General features: G+C 42.9%; 13 protein-coding genes and 1 tRNA gene. 9 read left to right on the forward strand and 5 right to left on the reverse strand.

The genetic code is table 11. From position 1 onward, the window contains the following. Positions 1-23 precede the first annotated feature (23 nt). The 3 genes from FLL45_RS03390 to nadE form a co-directional block, all read right to left on the reverse strand. On the reverse strand, positions 24-1,400 hold the full coding sequence (locus FLL45_RS03390; RefSeq protein ID WP_142888370.1) for a sigma-54-dependent transcriptional regulator: 1,377 nt from the start codon (positions 1,398-1,400) through the stop codon (positions 24-26). 111 nt (positions 1,401-1,511) lie between these two features. Next, positions 1,512-3,131, reverse strand: coding sequence for a sensor histidine kinase (locus FLL45_RS03395; protein ID WP_142888371.1), 1,620 nt, complete (start codon positions 3,129-3,131; stop codon positions 1,512-1,514). Positions 3,132-3,207: 76 nt separating this feature from the next. Then, the gene (gene nadE, locus FLL45_RS03400) at positions 3,208-4,065 is read right to left on the reverse strand and encodes an ammonia-dependent NAD(+) synthetase (protein ID WP_142888372.1); all 858 of its coding nucleotides are present in this window, start codon (positions 4,063-4,065) and stop codon (positions 3,208-3,210) included. A gap of 244 nt (positions 4,066-4,309) precedes the next feature. On the opposite strand from nadE, the gene FLL45_RS03405 reads away from it, so the two are divergent. After that, positions 4,310-4,648: a P-II family nitrogen regulator gene (locus FLL45_RS03405; protein WP_142888373.1), complete on the forward strand. Its 339-nt coding sequence runs from the start codon at positions 4,310-4,312 to the stop codon at positions 4,646-4,648. 246 nt (positions 4,649-4,894) lie between these two features. Here the strand turns inward: FLL45_RS03405 and FLL45_RS03410 are convergent, their stop codons facing one another. Beyond that, positions 4,895-5,650, reverse strand: a complete 756-nt coding sequence (locus FLL45_RS03410) for an outer membrane protein assembly factor BamD (protein ID WP_142888374.1) — start codon at positions 5,648-5,650, stop codon at positions 4,895-4,897. 250 nt (positions 5,651-5,900) lie between these two features. Between FLL45_RS03410 and rluD the strand changes: the two genes are divergently transcribed. From rluD to FLL45_RS03440, 6 genes are all read left to right on the forward strand, one after another. Continuing rightward, positions 5,901-6,875 (forward strand): 23S rRNA pseudouridine(1911/1915/1917) synthase RluD, encoded by a 975-nt coding sequence (rluD, locus tag FLL45_RS03415; RefSeq protein ID WP_246075748.1) that lies wholly within the window; start codon positions 5,901-5,903, stop codon positions 6,873-6,875. Positions 6,876-6,923: 48 nt separating this feature from the next. After that, the gene (gene pgeF / locus FLL45_RS03420) at positions 6,924-7,664 is read left to right on the forward strand and encodes a peptidoglycan editing factor PgeF (protein WP_142888375.1); all 741 of its coding nucleotides are present in this window, start codon (positions 6,924-6,926) and stop codon (positions 7,662-7,664) included. Between the two features lie 60 nt (positions 7,665-7,724). Continuing rightward, the gene (locus tag FLL45_RS03425; RefSeq protein ID WP_142888376.1) at positions 7,725-8,399 is read left to right on the forward strand and encodes a lysophospholipid acyltransferase family protein; all 675 of its coding nucleotides are present in this window, start codon (positions 7,725-7,727) and stop codon (positions 8,397-8,399) included. A gap of 191 nt (positions 8,400-8,590) precedes the next feature. Further along, positions 8,591-11,161, forward strand: a complete 2,571-nt coding sequence (gene clpB / locus FLL45_RS03430; RefSeq protein ID WP_142888377.1) for an ATP-dependent chaperone ClpB — start codon at positions 8,591-8,593, stop codon at positions 11,159-11,161. A gap of 255 nt (positions 11,162-11,416) precedes the next feature. Further along, positions 11,417-12,439 carry a UDP-glucose 4-epimerase GalE gene (galE, locus tag FLL45_RS03435; RefSeq protein WP_142888378.1) on the forward strand — a complete coding sequence of 341 codons (1,023 nt, stop codon included), beginning with the start codon at positions 11,417-11,419 and terminating at the stop codon, positions 12,437-12,439. 170 nt (positions 12,440-12,609) lie between these two features. Next, positions 12,610-12,686, forward strand: a tRNA-Val gene (locus FLL45_RS03440). Positions 12,687-13,061: 375 nt separating this feature from the next. On the opposite strand, the gene FLL45_RS03445 is transcribed toward FLL45_RS03440, so the two are convergent. Beyond that, positions 13,062-14,486, reverse strand: a complete 1,425-nt coding sequence (locus FLL45_RS03445) for a YfcC family protein (RefSeq protein ID WP_142888379.1) — start codon at positions 14,484-14,486, stop codon at positions 13,062-13,064. Between the two features lie 244 nt (positions 14,487-14,730). On the opposite strand from FLL45_RS03445, the gene FLL45_RS03450 reads away from it, so the two are divergent. Beyond that, on the forward strand, positions 14,731-15,414 hold the full coding sequence (locus tag FLL45_RS03450; RefSeq protein ID WP_142888380.1) for an MlaC/ttg2D family ABC transporter substrate-binding protein: 684 nt from the start codon (positions 14,731-14,733) through the stop codon (positions 15,412-15,414). 152 nt (positions 15,415-15,566) lie between these two features. Then, positions 15,567-16,070 (forward strand): transcription/translation regulatory transformer protein RfaH, encoded by a 504-nt coding sequence (gene rfaH, locus FLL45_RS03455; protein ID WP_142888381.1) that lies wholly within the window; start codon positions 15,567-15,569, stop codon positions 16,068-16,070. The last annotated feature ends 207 nt before the right edge of the window (positions 16,071-16,277 follow it).

Consider the following 16,277-nt stretch of genomic DNA (forward strand, 5'->3'; position numbering starts at 1 on the left):
AGAAATAATTGGCGTGTAGTGAATTACTCAAGGTTAAGTTTTTTCAGCTTATATCGCATTGCTCTGAAACTTATACCTAGTAGTTTTGCTGCCTGTGTTTTATTGCCTTTGGCTGCTTGCATTGCTTTTTTTATTTCCGCGGTTTCTATTTGTTCAAGGTATTCGTCCAAAGTCAAATCGTTCCGCTGAGGCAAGTCAACGATTGATGCATGCTGAGGTTTCGAGTCTTTGTTGTCTGTGGAACCACTGGGTAAGTTCAGGTCATCCAGCTGAATTTCATCACCAGAGCATAATGTTGTGGCTCGCTCAAGAATATTCTCGAGCTCTCTAATATTACCTGGGAATTCATACTTGATGAGTCGATCCAACGCTTGTTGGGAAATATTAAGTGTATCAGTGCCATGCAAGCTTGCTAGCTGGCCGAGCAAATACTCAGCCAGTTTTGGAATGTCTCCAGCGCGCTCTTTTAAAGAGGGGACTGATAGCTCGATAACGTTAATTCGATAGAATAAATCTTGCCTGAAAGCTTCTTTTTCGACCAGTTCTAATAGGTTTTTATGACTTGCACTGAGTATTCTGACATTAATTGGTATTTCTGATTCGCCGCCAACAGGTCTAACGGATTTTTCTTGAATGGCTCTTAGTAACTTAACTTGCATTGCAATAGGGAGTTCTGCAATTTCGTCAAGAAACAACGTTCCACCATCTGCCGATTGGAAAAGCCCTTTCTTGTCACTAATCGCCCCGGTAAAACTGCCTTTTTTATGACCAAAAAACTCGCTCTCCATTAGTTCAGAAGGAATAGCGCCGCAGTTGACAGGAACAAAAGGTGCGTCCGCTCGAGGTCCTTTATAGTGGATTAATTTGGCGACTAACTCTTTACCTGTGCCTGATTCTCCATTAATAAAAACGGGCGCTTGGCTGCGCGCTAATTTTAAAATGGTTTGCTTGAGTTGCTTCATGATTGGTGTATCACCAATCAATTGCTTTTTCATTTTGCGCGTGGTCTTCTTGCTGCTCTGACTCGGCTGGTTGAGTTTTATCGCCGAACCAATCAAGTCTCGGAGCGCATTGAGATCAACAGGTTTGGAAAGAAAGTCGAAAGCGCCGGCTTTCATTGCATCAATCGCGATTTCCATATTACCATGAGCTGTAATCAGAGCGACGGGGAGTTCGGGATGTTTCTCTTGAATGTGCTCAACGAGCTCCAAACCGTCTCCATCCGGCAATCTCATGTCAGTCAGACAAACATCAAACTGATTGTTTTCTAAGTGGTGGTAGGCTTGTTCTAGGTTTTCTGCTTTGCGAGTATCAATGCCCATTCTAAGCAAGGTTATTCCAAGTAATTGCAATATATCTGGTTCGTCATCGACAATAAGTGCTAATGGCGATTTACTCATGTGTTTGTCCCAGCCTCACAAAATTTAATGATTAGAATGCGCAAAACTATTATCTACTAAAATTCTTCTCTTGGCTATTGGACTGATCTCTGCCAGTGAAGTTTTGGCGATTTATTTATTGCGGATGTTTCCTGCAGAAAAGCTTATTCTAAAACACGAGCCGCCAGTGGTGAGTGGAATATAATCCAAGCGGGCACGGTTTGCTTCACAAAGTTCTTTTGACAAATATAATCCAAGGCCAGTACCTGAACGACTCGTTGTAAAAAATGGTTCGAAGAGTTTCTCTGCTACTTCGGGGGTTATCCCTTCACCTTTGTCTATTACGTCCAAAAACATCGTTTGGCTATGAGGCTCGACACCACCCATTAACTGAACGTAAGGCTTTCCGGTTTTAAGTTCACTGTATCGAGCGGCGTTGTCGATTAAATTCGTTAAAATTTGAGTAAGCTGAGAAACATCAAAATGAACTTTTAAGTTTGGTGATTGAAACTGAATATCAAGCAGCGGTTTATTATCTTTTCCACTGACGTAGTCTTGAAGCATACTAGGGATAAAACTCGACAAGTTTACCTCTTTAGCTTGTACCGTTCTGCGTTGTGACATGCTCATGATGTTTTCGATGATGTCATTCACTCGGCGGGTATTTTTTTCAATAATTTCAACTAGCCCTAAGTTGTCGGGGTCGATGTTCTCTGATTCTTTCATTAGCTGTGCGGCATGACTGAGAGCGCCCAAAGGATTGCGAATTTCATGTGCAATTGACGCGGTCAAACGTCCCAGGGATGCAAGTTTGAGGCTCTGCGCTTGTTGATTAAGAAATGAAGTGTCCTCCAGGAAAATGATCGCGTTGTCTTTTTGTTCGCCAATTGCTGAGAAATTAGGTAACAGGTTAGGGCCGGTACCAGTATTTCTAAATGGCTTAGAGCGATAACTATTTTTTTGTCGCCAAAGATTTATTTGTCTCGCGAGAGGTGTTGAGACTTGTTCTAGTCTTCGTGATTTCGTCGACTGGGGCATCCCCAAATGAACCCAGGCAGCACGATTGATTAAGCGAATTTGATTTAAGCTATCGACCACTAAGACGCCAGTTGACATAAACTGAATGATTTCTTCATTCAGCTTTTCCATGTTTTCAAGACCTTTAATCGAGGCTTGTGCGACCGATTCCGATTCGATAATTCGACGCGATAAATAATAAGATAGCAGTGAAGTTGCCATGAAGGTTATCGATAAAATACCAACTTGAGTCATGCCATTCTGACCATGCAGGCCGAGTGCGCCGGAATACAGCTCTTCGCTCAGAACACCGATGGAGGCTAATACTGAATAGGCTAACGCAGACGCGTTGCCGGTTAATATCGCCGCGGCCGAAGTGCTGACCGCTATCAATACGCCGAGACCGCTAGAAGCACCGCCACTGGCATGCATCATCAATAAAATGAAAACGATATCGATTAATACGGCAACTTGAATCTGTAAAACATAAAGACGTTTAACTGTGAAACATAGAAATAGGCCAACTCCGGTGATCAGCGAAAACGAAAGAATACTGATATAAAACAGCTGTTGGTTTTCCGAGCCAAGTAATGATGTCTCTTGGTTAAATTGAAATAATATAAATAATGAAAAAGCGAGCACGACACGATAAACGGAAAATACTCTTAACGCTCTCCAAGGTGCGGAGAAGGGAAGTATTTTTTCCGCTTTATCGGCTTGCAATTCCTTAATCATAGGCAACTCTAATTCGTTTGTTTTTTTGTCGCATGAAGTTTCTGGTAGATTAAGTCGCTATTTTAAAGCGATTCAATCAGTCATAAATGGTCGGAATCGGTCGCCTCTTGTGCTGAGTTCTGTTAAATATTTCGACTAATTTATCACTCACTTCCGTAGCAACTGGTTGACCCTCTAAAAAGTCATCAATTTGATCATAGCTTAGGCCTAACGCCGACTCATCTGTTTTGCCCGGTGACAAATCCTCCAGGTCCGCTGTTGGTGCCTTGTTGATGATAACTTCAGGTGCGCCTAAATGCGCGGCTAGTTTCCTAACCTGGCGTTTGTTTAAACCAAATAGAGGAATCATATCGCAAGCTCCATCTCCCCATTTAGTAAAAAAGCCCGTAATATTTTCTGCGGAGTGGTCAGTCCCCAACACCAAGCCACCTAACAGCCCCGCGATTTCATATTGAGCGACCATTCGAGCACGCGCTTTAACATTGCCTTTATTAAAATCAATGGCGGTTTCGGAGAGGTTATTAACACCTTCAGCGGACAATGCCTTAAGGGTTTCAGAATGGATCCCGTCAGCGCCAGGTTTTACGTTGACGGAAATTCGCATCGATGGTCTGATGAAATCTAACACTGCTTGGGCGTCATCTTCATCGGCTTGTTCGCCATAGGGTAATCTTACTGCAATGAACTGGTATTCGTTGCTATCGCTGGTGTTAGGTTGCTCGCCGCGATTACGAGTATTTAAGTCATCGACGGCTAATTGGGCTAATCTTCCTAGCGTGCAAGAGTCAACCCCTCCGCTAATGCCCAGCACTAGGTATTTTAATCCGCTACGTTCGAGTTGGTTTTGAATAAAACTAACCCTTCTTTTTATTTCTGTAACCGGGTCGATTTCCGGCAAAACTCGCAACGCTTGGATGATTTCTTCTACTGTCATACTACGATATCTTTCGTTCAATGTTGCGCGGTATAGTAACACAAGGATTTAATTTAATGACATATTGGCAGAAATTTTGCAAACCTCTAACCAATAGGCATTGGACTAGGGGGTTTATATATTCCATAATAAATCAACGGTTTAGTGCGTATTAAAGGTGCACCAAAATGGTACACCTAACTCACCTTAAAGGTGCGAAAATACACTTTTTTACGTCAACTTAAATAGTCGAGAAAGGCAGATAATGAAAAAAATCGAAGCGATAATAAAACCCTTCAAACTAGACGATGTACGCGAAGCTTTGAGCGATGCAGGTATAACTGGTATGACGGTAACTGAAGTTAAAGGGTTTGGCAGACAAAAGGGTCACACCGAGCTTTACCGCGGCGCGGAATATATGGTTGATTTTCTTCCGAAGACAAAAATCGAGATTATCGTATCGGACGATTTACTGGATCTGAGTGTGGAAACCATTATGAATATTGCGCGAACTGGTAAAATCGGCGATGGAAAGATTTTCGTGACCACGATTGAAAAAGTGATCCGAATCAGAACCGGCGAAGAAAACGAAAGCGCTGTATAAGCTGTATAACAGACATCATACAAAAAAATACACAACAGCTTGGGGATACTGCACGCGTTATAAAAACAATAAAAGGGCACTTGGCCCTTTTATTCTTAATTACACGACTAGCTTATTGAATAGCTGGGTTTTTAATGTCGTGTTTATTCAATGTCTAGTTTATTCAATGGAATTCATTTTAGTACCTACGTTTTTGGAGCGCGACCAAGTCAGCGCTTGCGTGACTCAATCAGCGCTTAAAAAACGTTAACCACCATTGAAGTCAGGGTAGTTTAGCAGTAATACTCGGCGCGAGTTTTCCGCCATTTCAGGTAATTCTAGTAAGTCGTAAGCTACAACCATCATTTGCAAAGCATAAGGCACTGACGGCGTTTTAGGGTAATGATCGACGACATACCTGGCTCGCGCTGCCGCAGCTTGGTAAGCTTCTCGCTTCATGTAGTAATTCGCCACATGTAGCTCATATTCTGCCAAACGGTTTCGCAGATAAATCATTCTTTGCTGGGCATCTTTGGCATATTTGCTATTTGGATACAAACGGATAAGCTCGGCAAAGTCGTCAAATGCTTGTCTTGCTGTGCTGGCATCTCGCTCAGAAAGTGGTGCAGAAAAAAGATCTTTACCGAAGCCGGTTTCTGTTGAGAAATTAATCAGCCCTTTCATGTAGTAGGCATACTCTAGATCTTTGTGACGAGGGTTTTGGCGTATGAATCTATCTGAAGCGGCTATGCCTGAAGCGTAGTCGCTCAATCGATAGTAAGAATAAATTAAATCGAGCTGGGCTTGGTGCGAATAAGCGCCAAAAGGATAGAGGCTGTCCAGTCTTTCCAGATATTCGACAGCGGTCCTAAAATTGCCGGATAACATTGAGTATTGCGCTTTTTCATAGAGCTTAAAAGCGTTGTTGATTCTTTGGGCTTCAGTTGTCGTCGCTTTGTTTCCTGAACACGCACTGATTAATGCGATAAAAGCCAGCAGGGTAATACTTTTTACTATTCTCATGAATTCTCAAAATCGCTAAAATATTGCTACCATATACTCAAGTTTGCTAGGTGTGAACCTCAAAGATTCATTTTAATTGAGTATAACTAGTTAATTTCTTTAAAATTTTTATATAAAGCTGCAAGATAACGTATAATCTCGCTATTCTTAACTAAACCGCTAAGTCAGAGCTGTTTAGTGTTAAAAACGCGCTATTTTAACCCAGAGGGTTAGGGTTCGCTACAATAACCATGCTACTAAGGCCGTAATAGTGACAAAAAGTTCACTCGAAGAGCAACAACAATCGATAGAAGTTGACGATATACACGCTGGCGAGCGCCTCGATAAGGTTTTAGCTGCTTACTTTCCGGACCTTTCTCGTTCGCGGCTACAAGCTTGGATTAAAAATGGCCAAGTAAAGGTTGATGAAGTGGTTGCCAATAAGCCCAAACACAAGATTTTGGGTGGCGAAATGCTGCAAGTAGAAACGACCCTTGAAGACCAAGGTGAATGGCAAGCCACTGATATCTCTTTGAATGTTCATTATGAAGACGAGCATCTAGCCATTATCAACAAACCGGTCGGGCTGGTGGTTCACCCCGCGCCAGGGCATTACACGGATACCTTAGTTAACGGCTTATTATATCGCTATCCAGAACTGAGAAAGCTCGCGCGTGCGGGTATTGTTCATCGGCTTGACAAAGATACCAGTGGAATTCTCGTGGTAGCGAAAACTGCAGAAGCGCATAATCATTTGGTCTCGCAGCTTCAAGAGAGAGAGTTTCATCGTGAATATCTTGCCCTGGTCCACGGAGAAATTGTTGCAGGCGATACCATTGATCTCCCGATTGGCCGCCATCCGGTGAGTCGCAAGAAGATGGCGGTTGTAGAGCATGGTAAAGAAGCTGTTACCCACTACAGAATTGCCGAGAAATTTAAAGATTTTACACTGGTCCAAGTCAAGTTAGAAACGGGCAGGACCCATCAAATCAGAGTACACTTTTCCTATCTCAAGCACCCCCTAGTCGGTGACCCTGTGTATTGCGTGAAGAACTTAAAACCGAAAGGGATGAGTGAATCCTTTACCAATATTCTCGATAATTTTAGAAGGCAAGCGTTACATGCCAAAATTTTAGGATTGACTCACCCGGCCAGCGGCGAATGGATGCAGTGGGAATGCGATATTCCTCAAGATATGGTTGAGCTGATGGATGCCATTAGAGTACACGATGCGGCTAAATCGTGAATCATTTAGATTGCGATAGCGTACGCCAATAATGAGCGGTACTAAATCATGAACAGCTTAGGCGAAGATAGTTTTATTTATCCTGATTGGCCGAATAAAGATGGTGTTAAGGCGGTTTGCACGACTCGGAAAGGTGGAGGCAGTCAAGCACCTTTTGACAGTTTGAACGTCGCCCAGCATGTTGGCGACCATTTTGGTTCGGTTGAACAAAACCGATCCGTACTCTCTCACTCGTTGAAGTTACCGAGTCAACCATTTTGGTTAAATCAGGTTCATGGGACAGAGTGCCTGCAATTTTCAAGCGATCATAGAACACCAACGGCCGATGCCAGTTTTACGACCCAACCAAAGCAGGTATTAGCAATAATGACTGCCGACTGTTTACCTATTCTTTTTAAAAGCAAAAACGGTTCATGGATAGCTGCCTGTCATGCTGGTTGGCGGGGATTGCAATCTGGTGTAATCGAAAACACTATGGCTACTTTTAATGGTGAGCCGAGCGAGTTAATCGCTTGGATTGGCCCGGCTATTTCGAAACAGCATTTTGAAGTTGGCCGAGATGTGTTTGATTTATTTGTTACCAGAGAGCCTCAAAATCAAAGTTTTTTTAAAGTTAAGGATGATAAAAAGTTTTGGTTTGATTTTATTGCGCTCGCAAGATTTTTAATGGAGCGCGAAGGAGTCGAAGTTTTCGGTGGTAACTATTGTACTTTTCACGATCAAGAAAAGTTTTTCTCCTATCGGCGAGATGGAAATACGGGGCGAATGGTTAGCTTGATATGGAAATAGTTGTTAGATTTAATGGTGAACAATAGCAATGACAATCAATAGCTTGGTGGTTTTTTTAGTATGTTAGTCGGATTAACACTCTCGTTTATAGTTGCTTTACTTTTATTCATCGGTCACAAAAATAATCAGGCTGATTGGGGGCATTGGGGCACCAATATACTTGATGGATTAATCCGTGTTTATTGTCGTCGATTTCATCGTCAAGGCCAACAAACCATTCATATACCCGACGACCCGCATGTGTTACTTGCACCCAATCATATCTCCGGAATAGATCCGTTCGTTTTGATTACCGCAACCAGGCGCCCCATTCGGTTTATGATCGCCAAAGAAGAATATGATAAACCGGTTTTAAATTGGATGTTTAGAGCGGCGGGCTGTATCCCTGTTAACAGAGATGGTCGTGTAGAAAAGGCATTCCGAAGTGCACTCAGAGCGATTAAGGCGGGTGAACTTGTGTCACTATTTCCGCAAGGTGGAATTCATCGTCATGATTTGCCGAGAGAAATCATCAAGCCAGGCATTGTTCGCCTGAGTCAACTCAGTGACTGTCATATTTTGCCGGTGCGGATTTTAGGGGTCGGAGCCCCGGGTACAATTGCTCACTCAATTATCAAACGAAGCAACATTACATTTGTAGAGCATCCACCGGTTTCACCTGAGCAAGCACTCGACCCGGGGTTTCGCGAAGCCATGGGTGGCTGGTTAGTGGGAAAGCGGGATAAGATAGTTTAGTTAAATTTCGAAGAGCTAAGAGCTAAGAGCTAAGAGCTAAGAGCTAAGAGCTAAGAGCTAAGAGCTAAGAAAAGAGAACAAAATCATTGTATTCGGTGTTTGAAACTGAGTACTTCTATTTTTCCCTTGATTTCGAGTTCATGATCCCCATCTTTTAGGCATTAACTAAGTTTTTATTTGAGGGGAAACTCATGCGAATGGAAAAGTTTACCAGCAAATTCCAGCTGGCCATTGCAGATGCACAATCTTTAGCGGTTGGGCGTGATCATCAGTTTATTGAACCTATCCATTTAATGACTGCATTACTCAACCAAGAGGGTGGGAGTGTACGTCACTTGTTTGCGCAGACTGGAATAAATTTGCACAGTTTACGCAGTCAATTAGGCGAAGCTCTCGACCACCTTCCTCAAGTGGAAGGTGCACCGGGTGAAGTTCATATTTCTAACGATTTGGCTCGTTTATTAAATCATTGCGATAAGCTCGCTCAACAGCGTAAAGATCAGTATATCTCAAGTGAGCTGTTTGTCATCGCGGCTATCGATGATAAAGGTGAGCTTGGACGAATTCTTAAGTCACTTGGTGCGGATAAAAACAGTATCGAAAATGCGATCGAACAAGTTCGAGGTGGTCAAGCTGTTGATGATCCCAATGCTGAAGAACAACGCCAAGCATTAGAAAAGTTTACCATTGATTTAACCGAGCGAGCAGAACAAGGCAAACTTGATCCGGTAATCGGTCGAGACGATGAAATCCGTCGCACAATTCAAGTACTGCAACGTCGTTCAAAAAATAATCCGGTGTTGATTGGAGAGCCCGGGGTTGGTAAAACGGCGATCGTTGAAGGCTTGGCGCAGCGAATTGTTAATGGCGAAGTTCCCGAAGGGTTAAAGAGTAAGCGTGTTTTATCATTGGATATGGGCGCATTAATTGCTGGTGCGAAATTTAGAGGCGAGTTTGAGGAGCGTTTAAAAGCGGTGCTCAACGATTTAGCAAAACAAGAAGGCCAAATAATTCTTTTTATCGATGAAATTCACACTATGGTTGGAGCGGGTAAATCAGAAGGTTCAATGGACGCAGGTAACATGCTAAAACCTGCACTTGCTCGAGGTGAACTGCACTGCGTTGGCGCAACGACTTTAGATGAATATCGCAAGTATGTCGAGAAAGATGCCGCTTTGGAAAGGCGTTTTCAAAAAGTCCAAGTGGATGAGCCAACGGTTGAAGATACGATCGCAATTTTGCGAGGTTTAAAAGAGCGTTATGAAGTTCATCATGGTGTAGATATAACTGATCCCGCCATCGTTGCGGCTGCGACGCTTTCTCATCGCTATATTTCTGATAGAAAACTACCTGATAAAGCGATCGATTTAGTTGACGAAGCAGCGAGTTTAATTCGTATGGAAATCGATTCAAAACCCGAACAAATGGATCGTCTCGAGCGCAAGCTAATTCAGCAAAAAATTCAACGCGAGGCGCTGAAAAAAGAAAGCGATGAAAGCTCTAAAAAACGCTTGGCTGATCTAGAAGAAAAGATCGAGGAAATGGAAAGAGAGTTTGCCGAGTTAAATGAGATTTGGACGGCAGAGAAGGCCGCGCTGCATGGCACTCAGGCCATTAAAACAGATTTAGAACGTGCGCGTATTGATTTAGATGCTGCTAAGCGAGCAGGTGATTTAGCAAGAATGTCTGAACTTCAATACGGACGAATTCCTGAGTTAGAGCATCAGCTTGATATGGCAAGCCAAGTTGAAATGCAAGATATGACTTTGCTTCGAAACCGAGTAAGTGACAATGAAATCGCTCATATTGTCTCTAAGTGGACTGGAATTCCTGTTGAAAAAATGCTGGAAGGTGAGCGAGAAAAGTTACTCAAAATCGAAGAACACTTACATACCCGAGTGATAGGGCAAGAAGAAGCGGTATCGGCAGTTTCTAATGCCGTTCGTCGTTCGAGAGCGGGACTGTCTGACCCGAATCGACCTAACGGCTCTTTCTTATTTTTGGGGCCTACCGGAGTGGGAAAAACTGAATTAAGTAAAGCGCTGGCCAACTTCTTATTTGATTCAGAAGACGCGATGGTGAGGATCGATATGTCCGAATTTATGGAGAAGCATTCTGTCGCGAGATTAATCGGTGCGCCGCCTGGATACGTCGGTTATGACGAAGGGGGGTATTTAACGGAACTGGTGAGAAGAAAACCATATTCAGTGATATTGCTGGACGAAGTCGAAAAAGCGCATCCGGACGTGTTTAATATTCTATTACAGGTACTGGAAGATGGTCGCTTAACGGATGGCCAGGGCAGAACCGTAGACTTTAGGAATACTGTTATCATTATGACATCAAACTTGGGCTCAGATTTGATTATGGAGTCTGCAGGCGAGGCGCATTATGATGAGCTGAAACAGAAAATTCATGGTGTGATTGGTGATTATTTCAGACCTGAGTTTTTAAATCGTATCGATGAAACGGTGATATTCCATTCTCTAGAGAAAGAGCATGTAAAACAGATTGCGAAAATTCAGTTGAGCCACCTAGTTGAGCGATTGAATGATAATGGCATTTCGTTTGAATATTCAGAGGAAGCTTTGGCGAATGTGTCCGATAAAGGGTTTGACCCTGTGTATGGTGCTAGACCGCTAAAACGGGCCATTCAACAATGGGTAGAAAATCCACTTGCGGAAAAAATTCTTGCTGGAAAAGTAGAGCACGGTAAACCCGTTGTTTTAGATGTCTACGATGGTGAGCTCGTTTTTAAATAAGCACATCTTTTTAATAAACTCGTCGCTTCAATAATTGAGGGCGAGGAACTAAATCCTAGGAACTAAGTGCTAAAATTCTTAGCCTTAGTTCTTAGCTGGAGCGCCAGCCGGGTCTAGTTCTTAGTTCTTAGTTCTTAGTTCTTAGTTCTTAGTTCTTAGCACTTCTATAATAGAATCTGTCTCAACCTACTAGCGACTTGTTGTTAGCTAATTTATAATGTTCTCGATTAAGTAGTACTCAACAAGGAATAGAAAATGAGTTTAGGGAAAGTGCTAGTAACCGGTGGTGCCGGCTATATTGGTAGTCACACAACGTTGTTATTGCTAGAAGCCGGTTATCAAGTCATTGTAGTCGACAATCTATCAAACTCGTCCTTAGAGTCTATGCGCCGAGTCGAAGATATCACTGGTCAGCCGGTTATATTTCATCGAGTCGATATTCGTGACACAGAAAAACTCGATGCGTTGTTTATGGAGCATGACTTTAAAGCTGTCGTGCACTTTGCCGGTTTAAAAGCCGTTGGTGAGTCTACCCAAATACCCTTGGAATACTACGAACAAAATGTATTCGGTTCAGTTTGCCTGCTGAAGGTTATGCAAAAACACGATTGCCGCAATATGGTTTTTTCTTCTTCTGCCACGGTATATGGTGATCCAGCTAGTGTACCGATTACCGAAGACTTTCCCACTTCAACCACCAATCCGTATGGCAGCACTAAACTTTATATTGAACAAATTATGCGCGACTTGGCTGCGTCGGAGCAGGGCTGGAATATTGTTTTGCTCAGATACTTTAACCCTATCGGTGCCCATGAAAGTGGCATGATTGGCGAGGATCCCAGTGGGATTCCGAATAATCTTATGCCGTTTATCAGCCAGGTGGCGGTTGGAAAACGTGAGAAGCTTTCGGTGTTTGGAGACGACTATGACACCATTGATGGCACCGGAGTACGGGATTATATTCATGTTGTCGACTTGTCCGATGCTCATGTCAAAGCAATCGAAAATATTGATGCCTTAGAAGGTATAAACGCGATTAATCTTGGCACTCAAACCGGCTATTCGGTTTTACAAATGGTTGATGCATTTGTCGAAAAAACTGGCCAGAAAGTCCCTTATGAAATTGTCGCCAGAAGACCAGGCGATATCGCAGAATGCTGGGCTGACGCAACTTTGGCTAAGGAAAAGCTTGGCTGGTCAGCCAAGCGAGGTTTAAATGAAATGGTCGCTGATACATGGCGTTGGCAAAGTAAAAACCCGGAAGGTTATCCTAAATAAGCTTTAGCCTACGAAATAAACAACCGCTATCATTGCAGAGTTGGATTTGTTTGTAGAGAACGATTGGCGCGAATTAAATAAAATTAACCGTTGAAAAATAAAATCTTTCTGATAAGATACGCGCCACATTTCGAAGCAGTAAGCATTAATGCTTCAAAATACTCCAAAATAGTCGCGTAGCTCAGTTGGTTAGAGCACCACCTTGACATGGTGGGGGTCGGTGGTTCGAGTCCACTCGCGACTACCACGCTTTTTGTGGTATCAAGACTGGACTCTCCAGGTAAAAGACCCACTCGCGACTACCACGCTTTTTGTGGTATCAAGACTGGACTCTCCAGGTAAAAGACTCACTCGCGACTACCACGCTTTTTGTGGTATCAAGACTGGACTCTCGAGGTAAAAGATTCACTCGCGACTACCACGCTTTAAGTGGTCGCAAGACTAGACTATCAAGGTAAAAGAACCACTCGCGATATAAAGCTTTTACCATCAAACACTTGTTACAAATTCTACAATTTCAAACTTCACAAACATAGCTTAAATAATTGACTTGTGGAGAATGCTGATGAGTGTAACCTCATCAGCCGTATTATAATTATTAGTGAAACAATTCCAGGATTACTCAGTTTTGAGTAACGTTTGTCGTTATCGTTGGCTGCACATCTGCACCATAATCAAAGGTTACAGCAAGTACCAGCACGATTGCAGCAGCAGTCATTAATTTGATCATCAATGGAAAACAGAATCTAAACCAGAGGTGATAAGGTACTCCGGCCATGCCGATAATTCCCATTAATACTGCATTAGTTGGAATGATCATATTCGAAAAGCCGTCACCGAATTGGTAAGCAAGCACGACGACCTGGCGATAAACACCAACTAAATCACCAACAGGCGCCAGTAAAGGAATGGTGACATAGGCTTGCCCGCTGCCTGATGGAATGAATAGATTCAACAAAGTTTGCATAATAAACATACCCACAGCAGCGATTTCAGAGCCGACAAAAGACAATGGGTAGGACATCCCATAAACCAATGAATGGAGGATTTGGCCATCTTCCATTATAAGCGCGATACCGCGCGCAACACCGATTAGCATTGCGGTCGTTGCTAAGTCCTTAACGCCTTCAATAAATTGATCGGCTGCGGTATTTGCAGATAGTTTGCCAAGAACCGCGGTTACGATGCCCCATAAAATAAATAATGCACCCAGTTCGTACAGGTACCAACCATGTTGTGAGATTCCCCATACGGCGGTTGCGATAGTTAGCACCAAGCCCAGTAATATGAGTTTGTGTCTCAGCGCCAGCTTGGGATAGTCGGCTTCGTCGATATCTGCGAGTGGGCAGGGTAAATGAGCGGTCATTGAATTAGCGGGATTTTCTAGGACCTTTTTCGCATAACTCCATACGTGATGAAAGCCAATCAGAACAAAAGGAATAAAGATAGCCAGTCTAACTTCAATGCCCGAATAAACCGGAACTTCCGATATTGTTTGCGCGACCATCACGGTAAACGGATTGAATGCTGAGACACCATAACCGATCCCATAACCGGTCACCACCATGCCCACTGCAGTCATCGAGTCCAAGCGCATCGCCTTACAGAGTCCCACCAAAATTAAAACGAAGGGGATGTATTCGCCGGCTGTGCCGATCGCACCAGATGCCATCGCAAAGCAAAAGACTACCATGAAGATTAACATGTGAGGCTTTTGACCAAACTTTTCTAATAAGTTACCGATTAGCGCGTCGATAGTTCCTGTGGCGCGAGCCACTGCTAAAACACCACCGACAATAAACACAAAGAAGATAACATCCTGAGCGGCCGCAAAAGCGCGAGGAATAGCCACTAAAAAGTCCATCGGCGTTAATCGAATCTGCTCATCCGTCAGAGCAAAAGTCCCTGGCACAACGGTTTGTCGGCCATTATCCAAAGTGACTGTCTCGAAGAATCCTTGAGGAACTAACCAAGTCGCGACATAAGCGACGATCATCATCAGTAACAGTAAAATAAGGGTGTGAGGAACTTTGAAAGCTTTTGTCATTAGTTTATTGCCTACTTAAGACCAGGCGATTATTCAGCTGAAACGCCCAGTTTGCTATTTATGATTGATAGTTGTTGTAATGTGTCTTGTTAGTCGAACTACAAGAACGACCCAAAGTTCGAAAGAATAAGGTAGAACGAAGCAATAGACAAGTTAACCACCCGTTTTCAGACTTAGCGCGCAAAATGTAACATTTTTCACACCAGCGCTCCAAAGTCAGTTTTTTTGATGTAAAATTGCGCCTATGAAAACAGTTTTAAATTTCAAAGAATACCTGATTCTCTTGACGCTAGTTCTCTGTGGAAATGCAAGTGCCTCGAGTATCGCTGAGCCGATCCTCGGAAATTTGCAAGACCACTACATCGAGCGAGTGAAGCATATCAATAGTACCCTTGAGGAAAATCAGGCTAAATTCGCACAAAGCCCTCATGACCTTGCAAAATTCGTCGATAGGTCGGTGCTGCCGCTTTGGAATTCAGAGAAAACTTTACGTGGACTGTTCGGTAAAAAGTACTGGATGGAGTTGTCGAGTGCTGAGCAGCAAGGACTGGTTAAAGGCTTTAATGATACGATTCAACGTTATGTCCAGGAAGGATTTTCTTTGTACGATGGTCAGCAACTTGAGTTTGTTAAACTCAAGCTCAATCAAAAGAAAACGCGCGCGCTACTGACTTTGAAAGTCATCCCTAACTTGTTGCCTGAGTTCGAAGTCAATTTTAAGGTTGCCAAAGAGGGGAACAGTTGGCAGCTCTATGACATTTTAATTCAAGGCGTGAGTTACGTAACGCTGAAGAAAGATAGTTTTAGAAATCAATATAAAAATCAAGGAATTACCGCTGTTATTGATTCGATTAAACTGAAAAATAAAGGATTTATCGAGAGTCAGTTGGGTGTTTCGTCATCTGCAGGGTCATTATCTTCTGATTAATCAGACGGTTCTTTGAATAAACCGCTGAGACCGAGACTGAAACTGATCACAATTCGCTATACTCGAAACTTCTGTCTTCGATATAATTAGTTCCGACGATACAATTAAGTCAGACAATATAATCAACCCATCCAACATAGAAATGGCGCCCCATGAGCAGTTCATCAGAGTGGTATCTTGCGACTACCAAACCCAGACAAGAAACCCGGGCTGAAGAAAACCTTAAAAATCAGGGAATTAAATCTTATTCGCCGATAATTAAAGTTGAAAAAGTGCGTTCAGGAAAGAAACGTTTGGTCGAGGAACCCATGTTTACTGGGTATATTTTTATCAATGTTTCTCCCGAAGACGCTCAATGGCATAAAGTCCGCTCAACCCGCGGAATTAGGGATTGGGTGAGGTTTTCTGGCAATGTGGCTAAAGTACCGCAAAATTTAATTAATCAGTTCGTCAAATCAGAGCAAGAGTTTAAACTTGCATCTGCAACAAATAGCCTGAAACACGGTGACGCTGTCCGAATTCTCTCAGGGCCATTTGAGGGGCTCAAAGGCATGTTTGTTGCTGAAAGCGGCGAGCAGAGAGCGATGATTTTGATCGACTTTTTAGGGAAACAAAGCCGTTTAAATGTCGCCAACGAACAAATAATCGCCGATTAGTGCTAAAAGCCGCATTTTAGCCACAATTCCACTCCTTTTATTCTGTAATAAAGCTGTATTTGCTGATCCCTTCGGGTATAATTTGCTCGCGTTAATATGGTGCGTAATAAAGTAACTTAACTGTATGTAAAACAACCAAAAAATTAGGGATTTGATCGGTTCAATTGCAAGGGAATAAAAGTGAGATAGAACACTTTGGGTTGCTTT

It is taken from the genome of Aliikangiella marina (assembly GCF_007004765.1).
Lineage (GTDB): Bacteria > Pseudomonadota > Gammaproteobacteria > Enterobacterales > Kangiellaceae > Aliikangiella > Aliikangiella marina.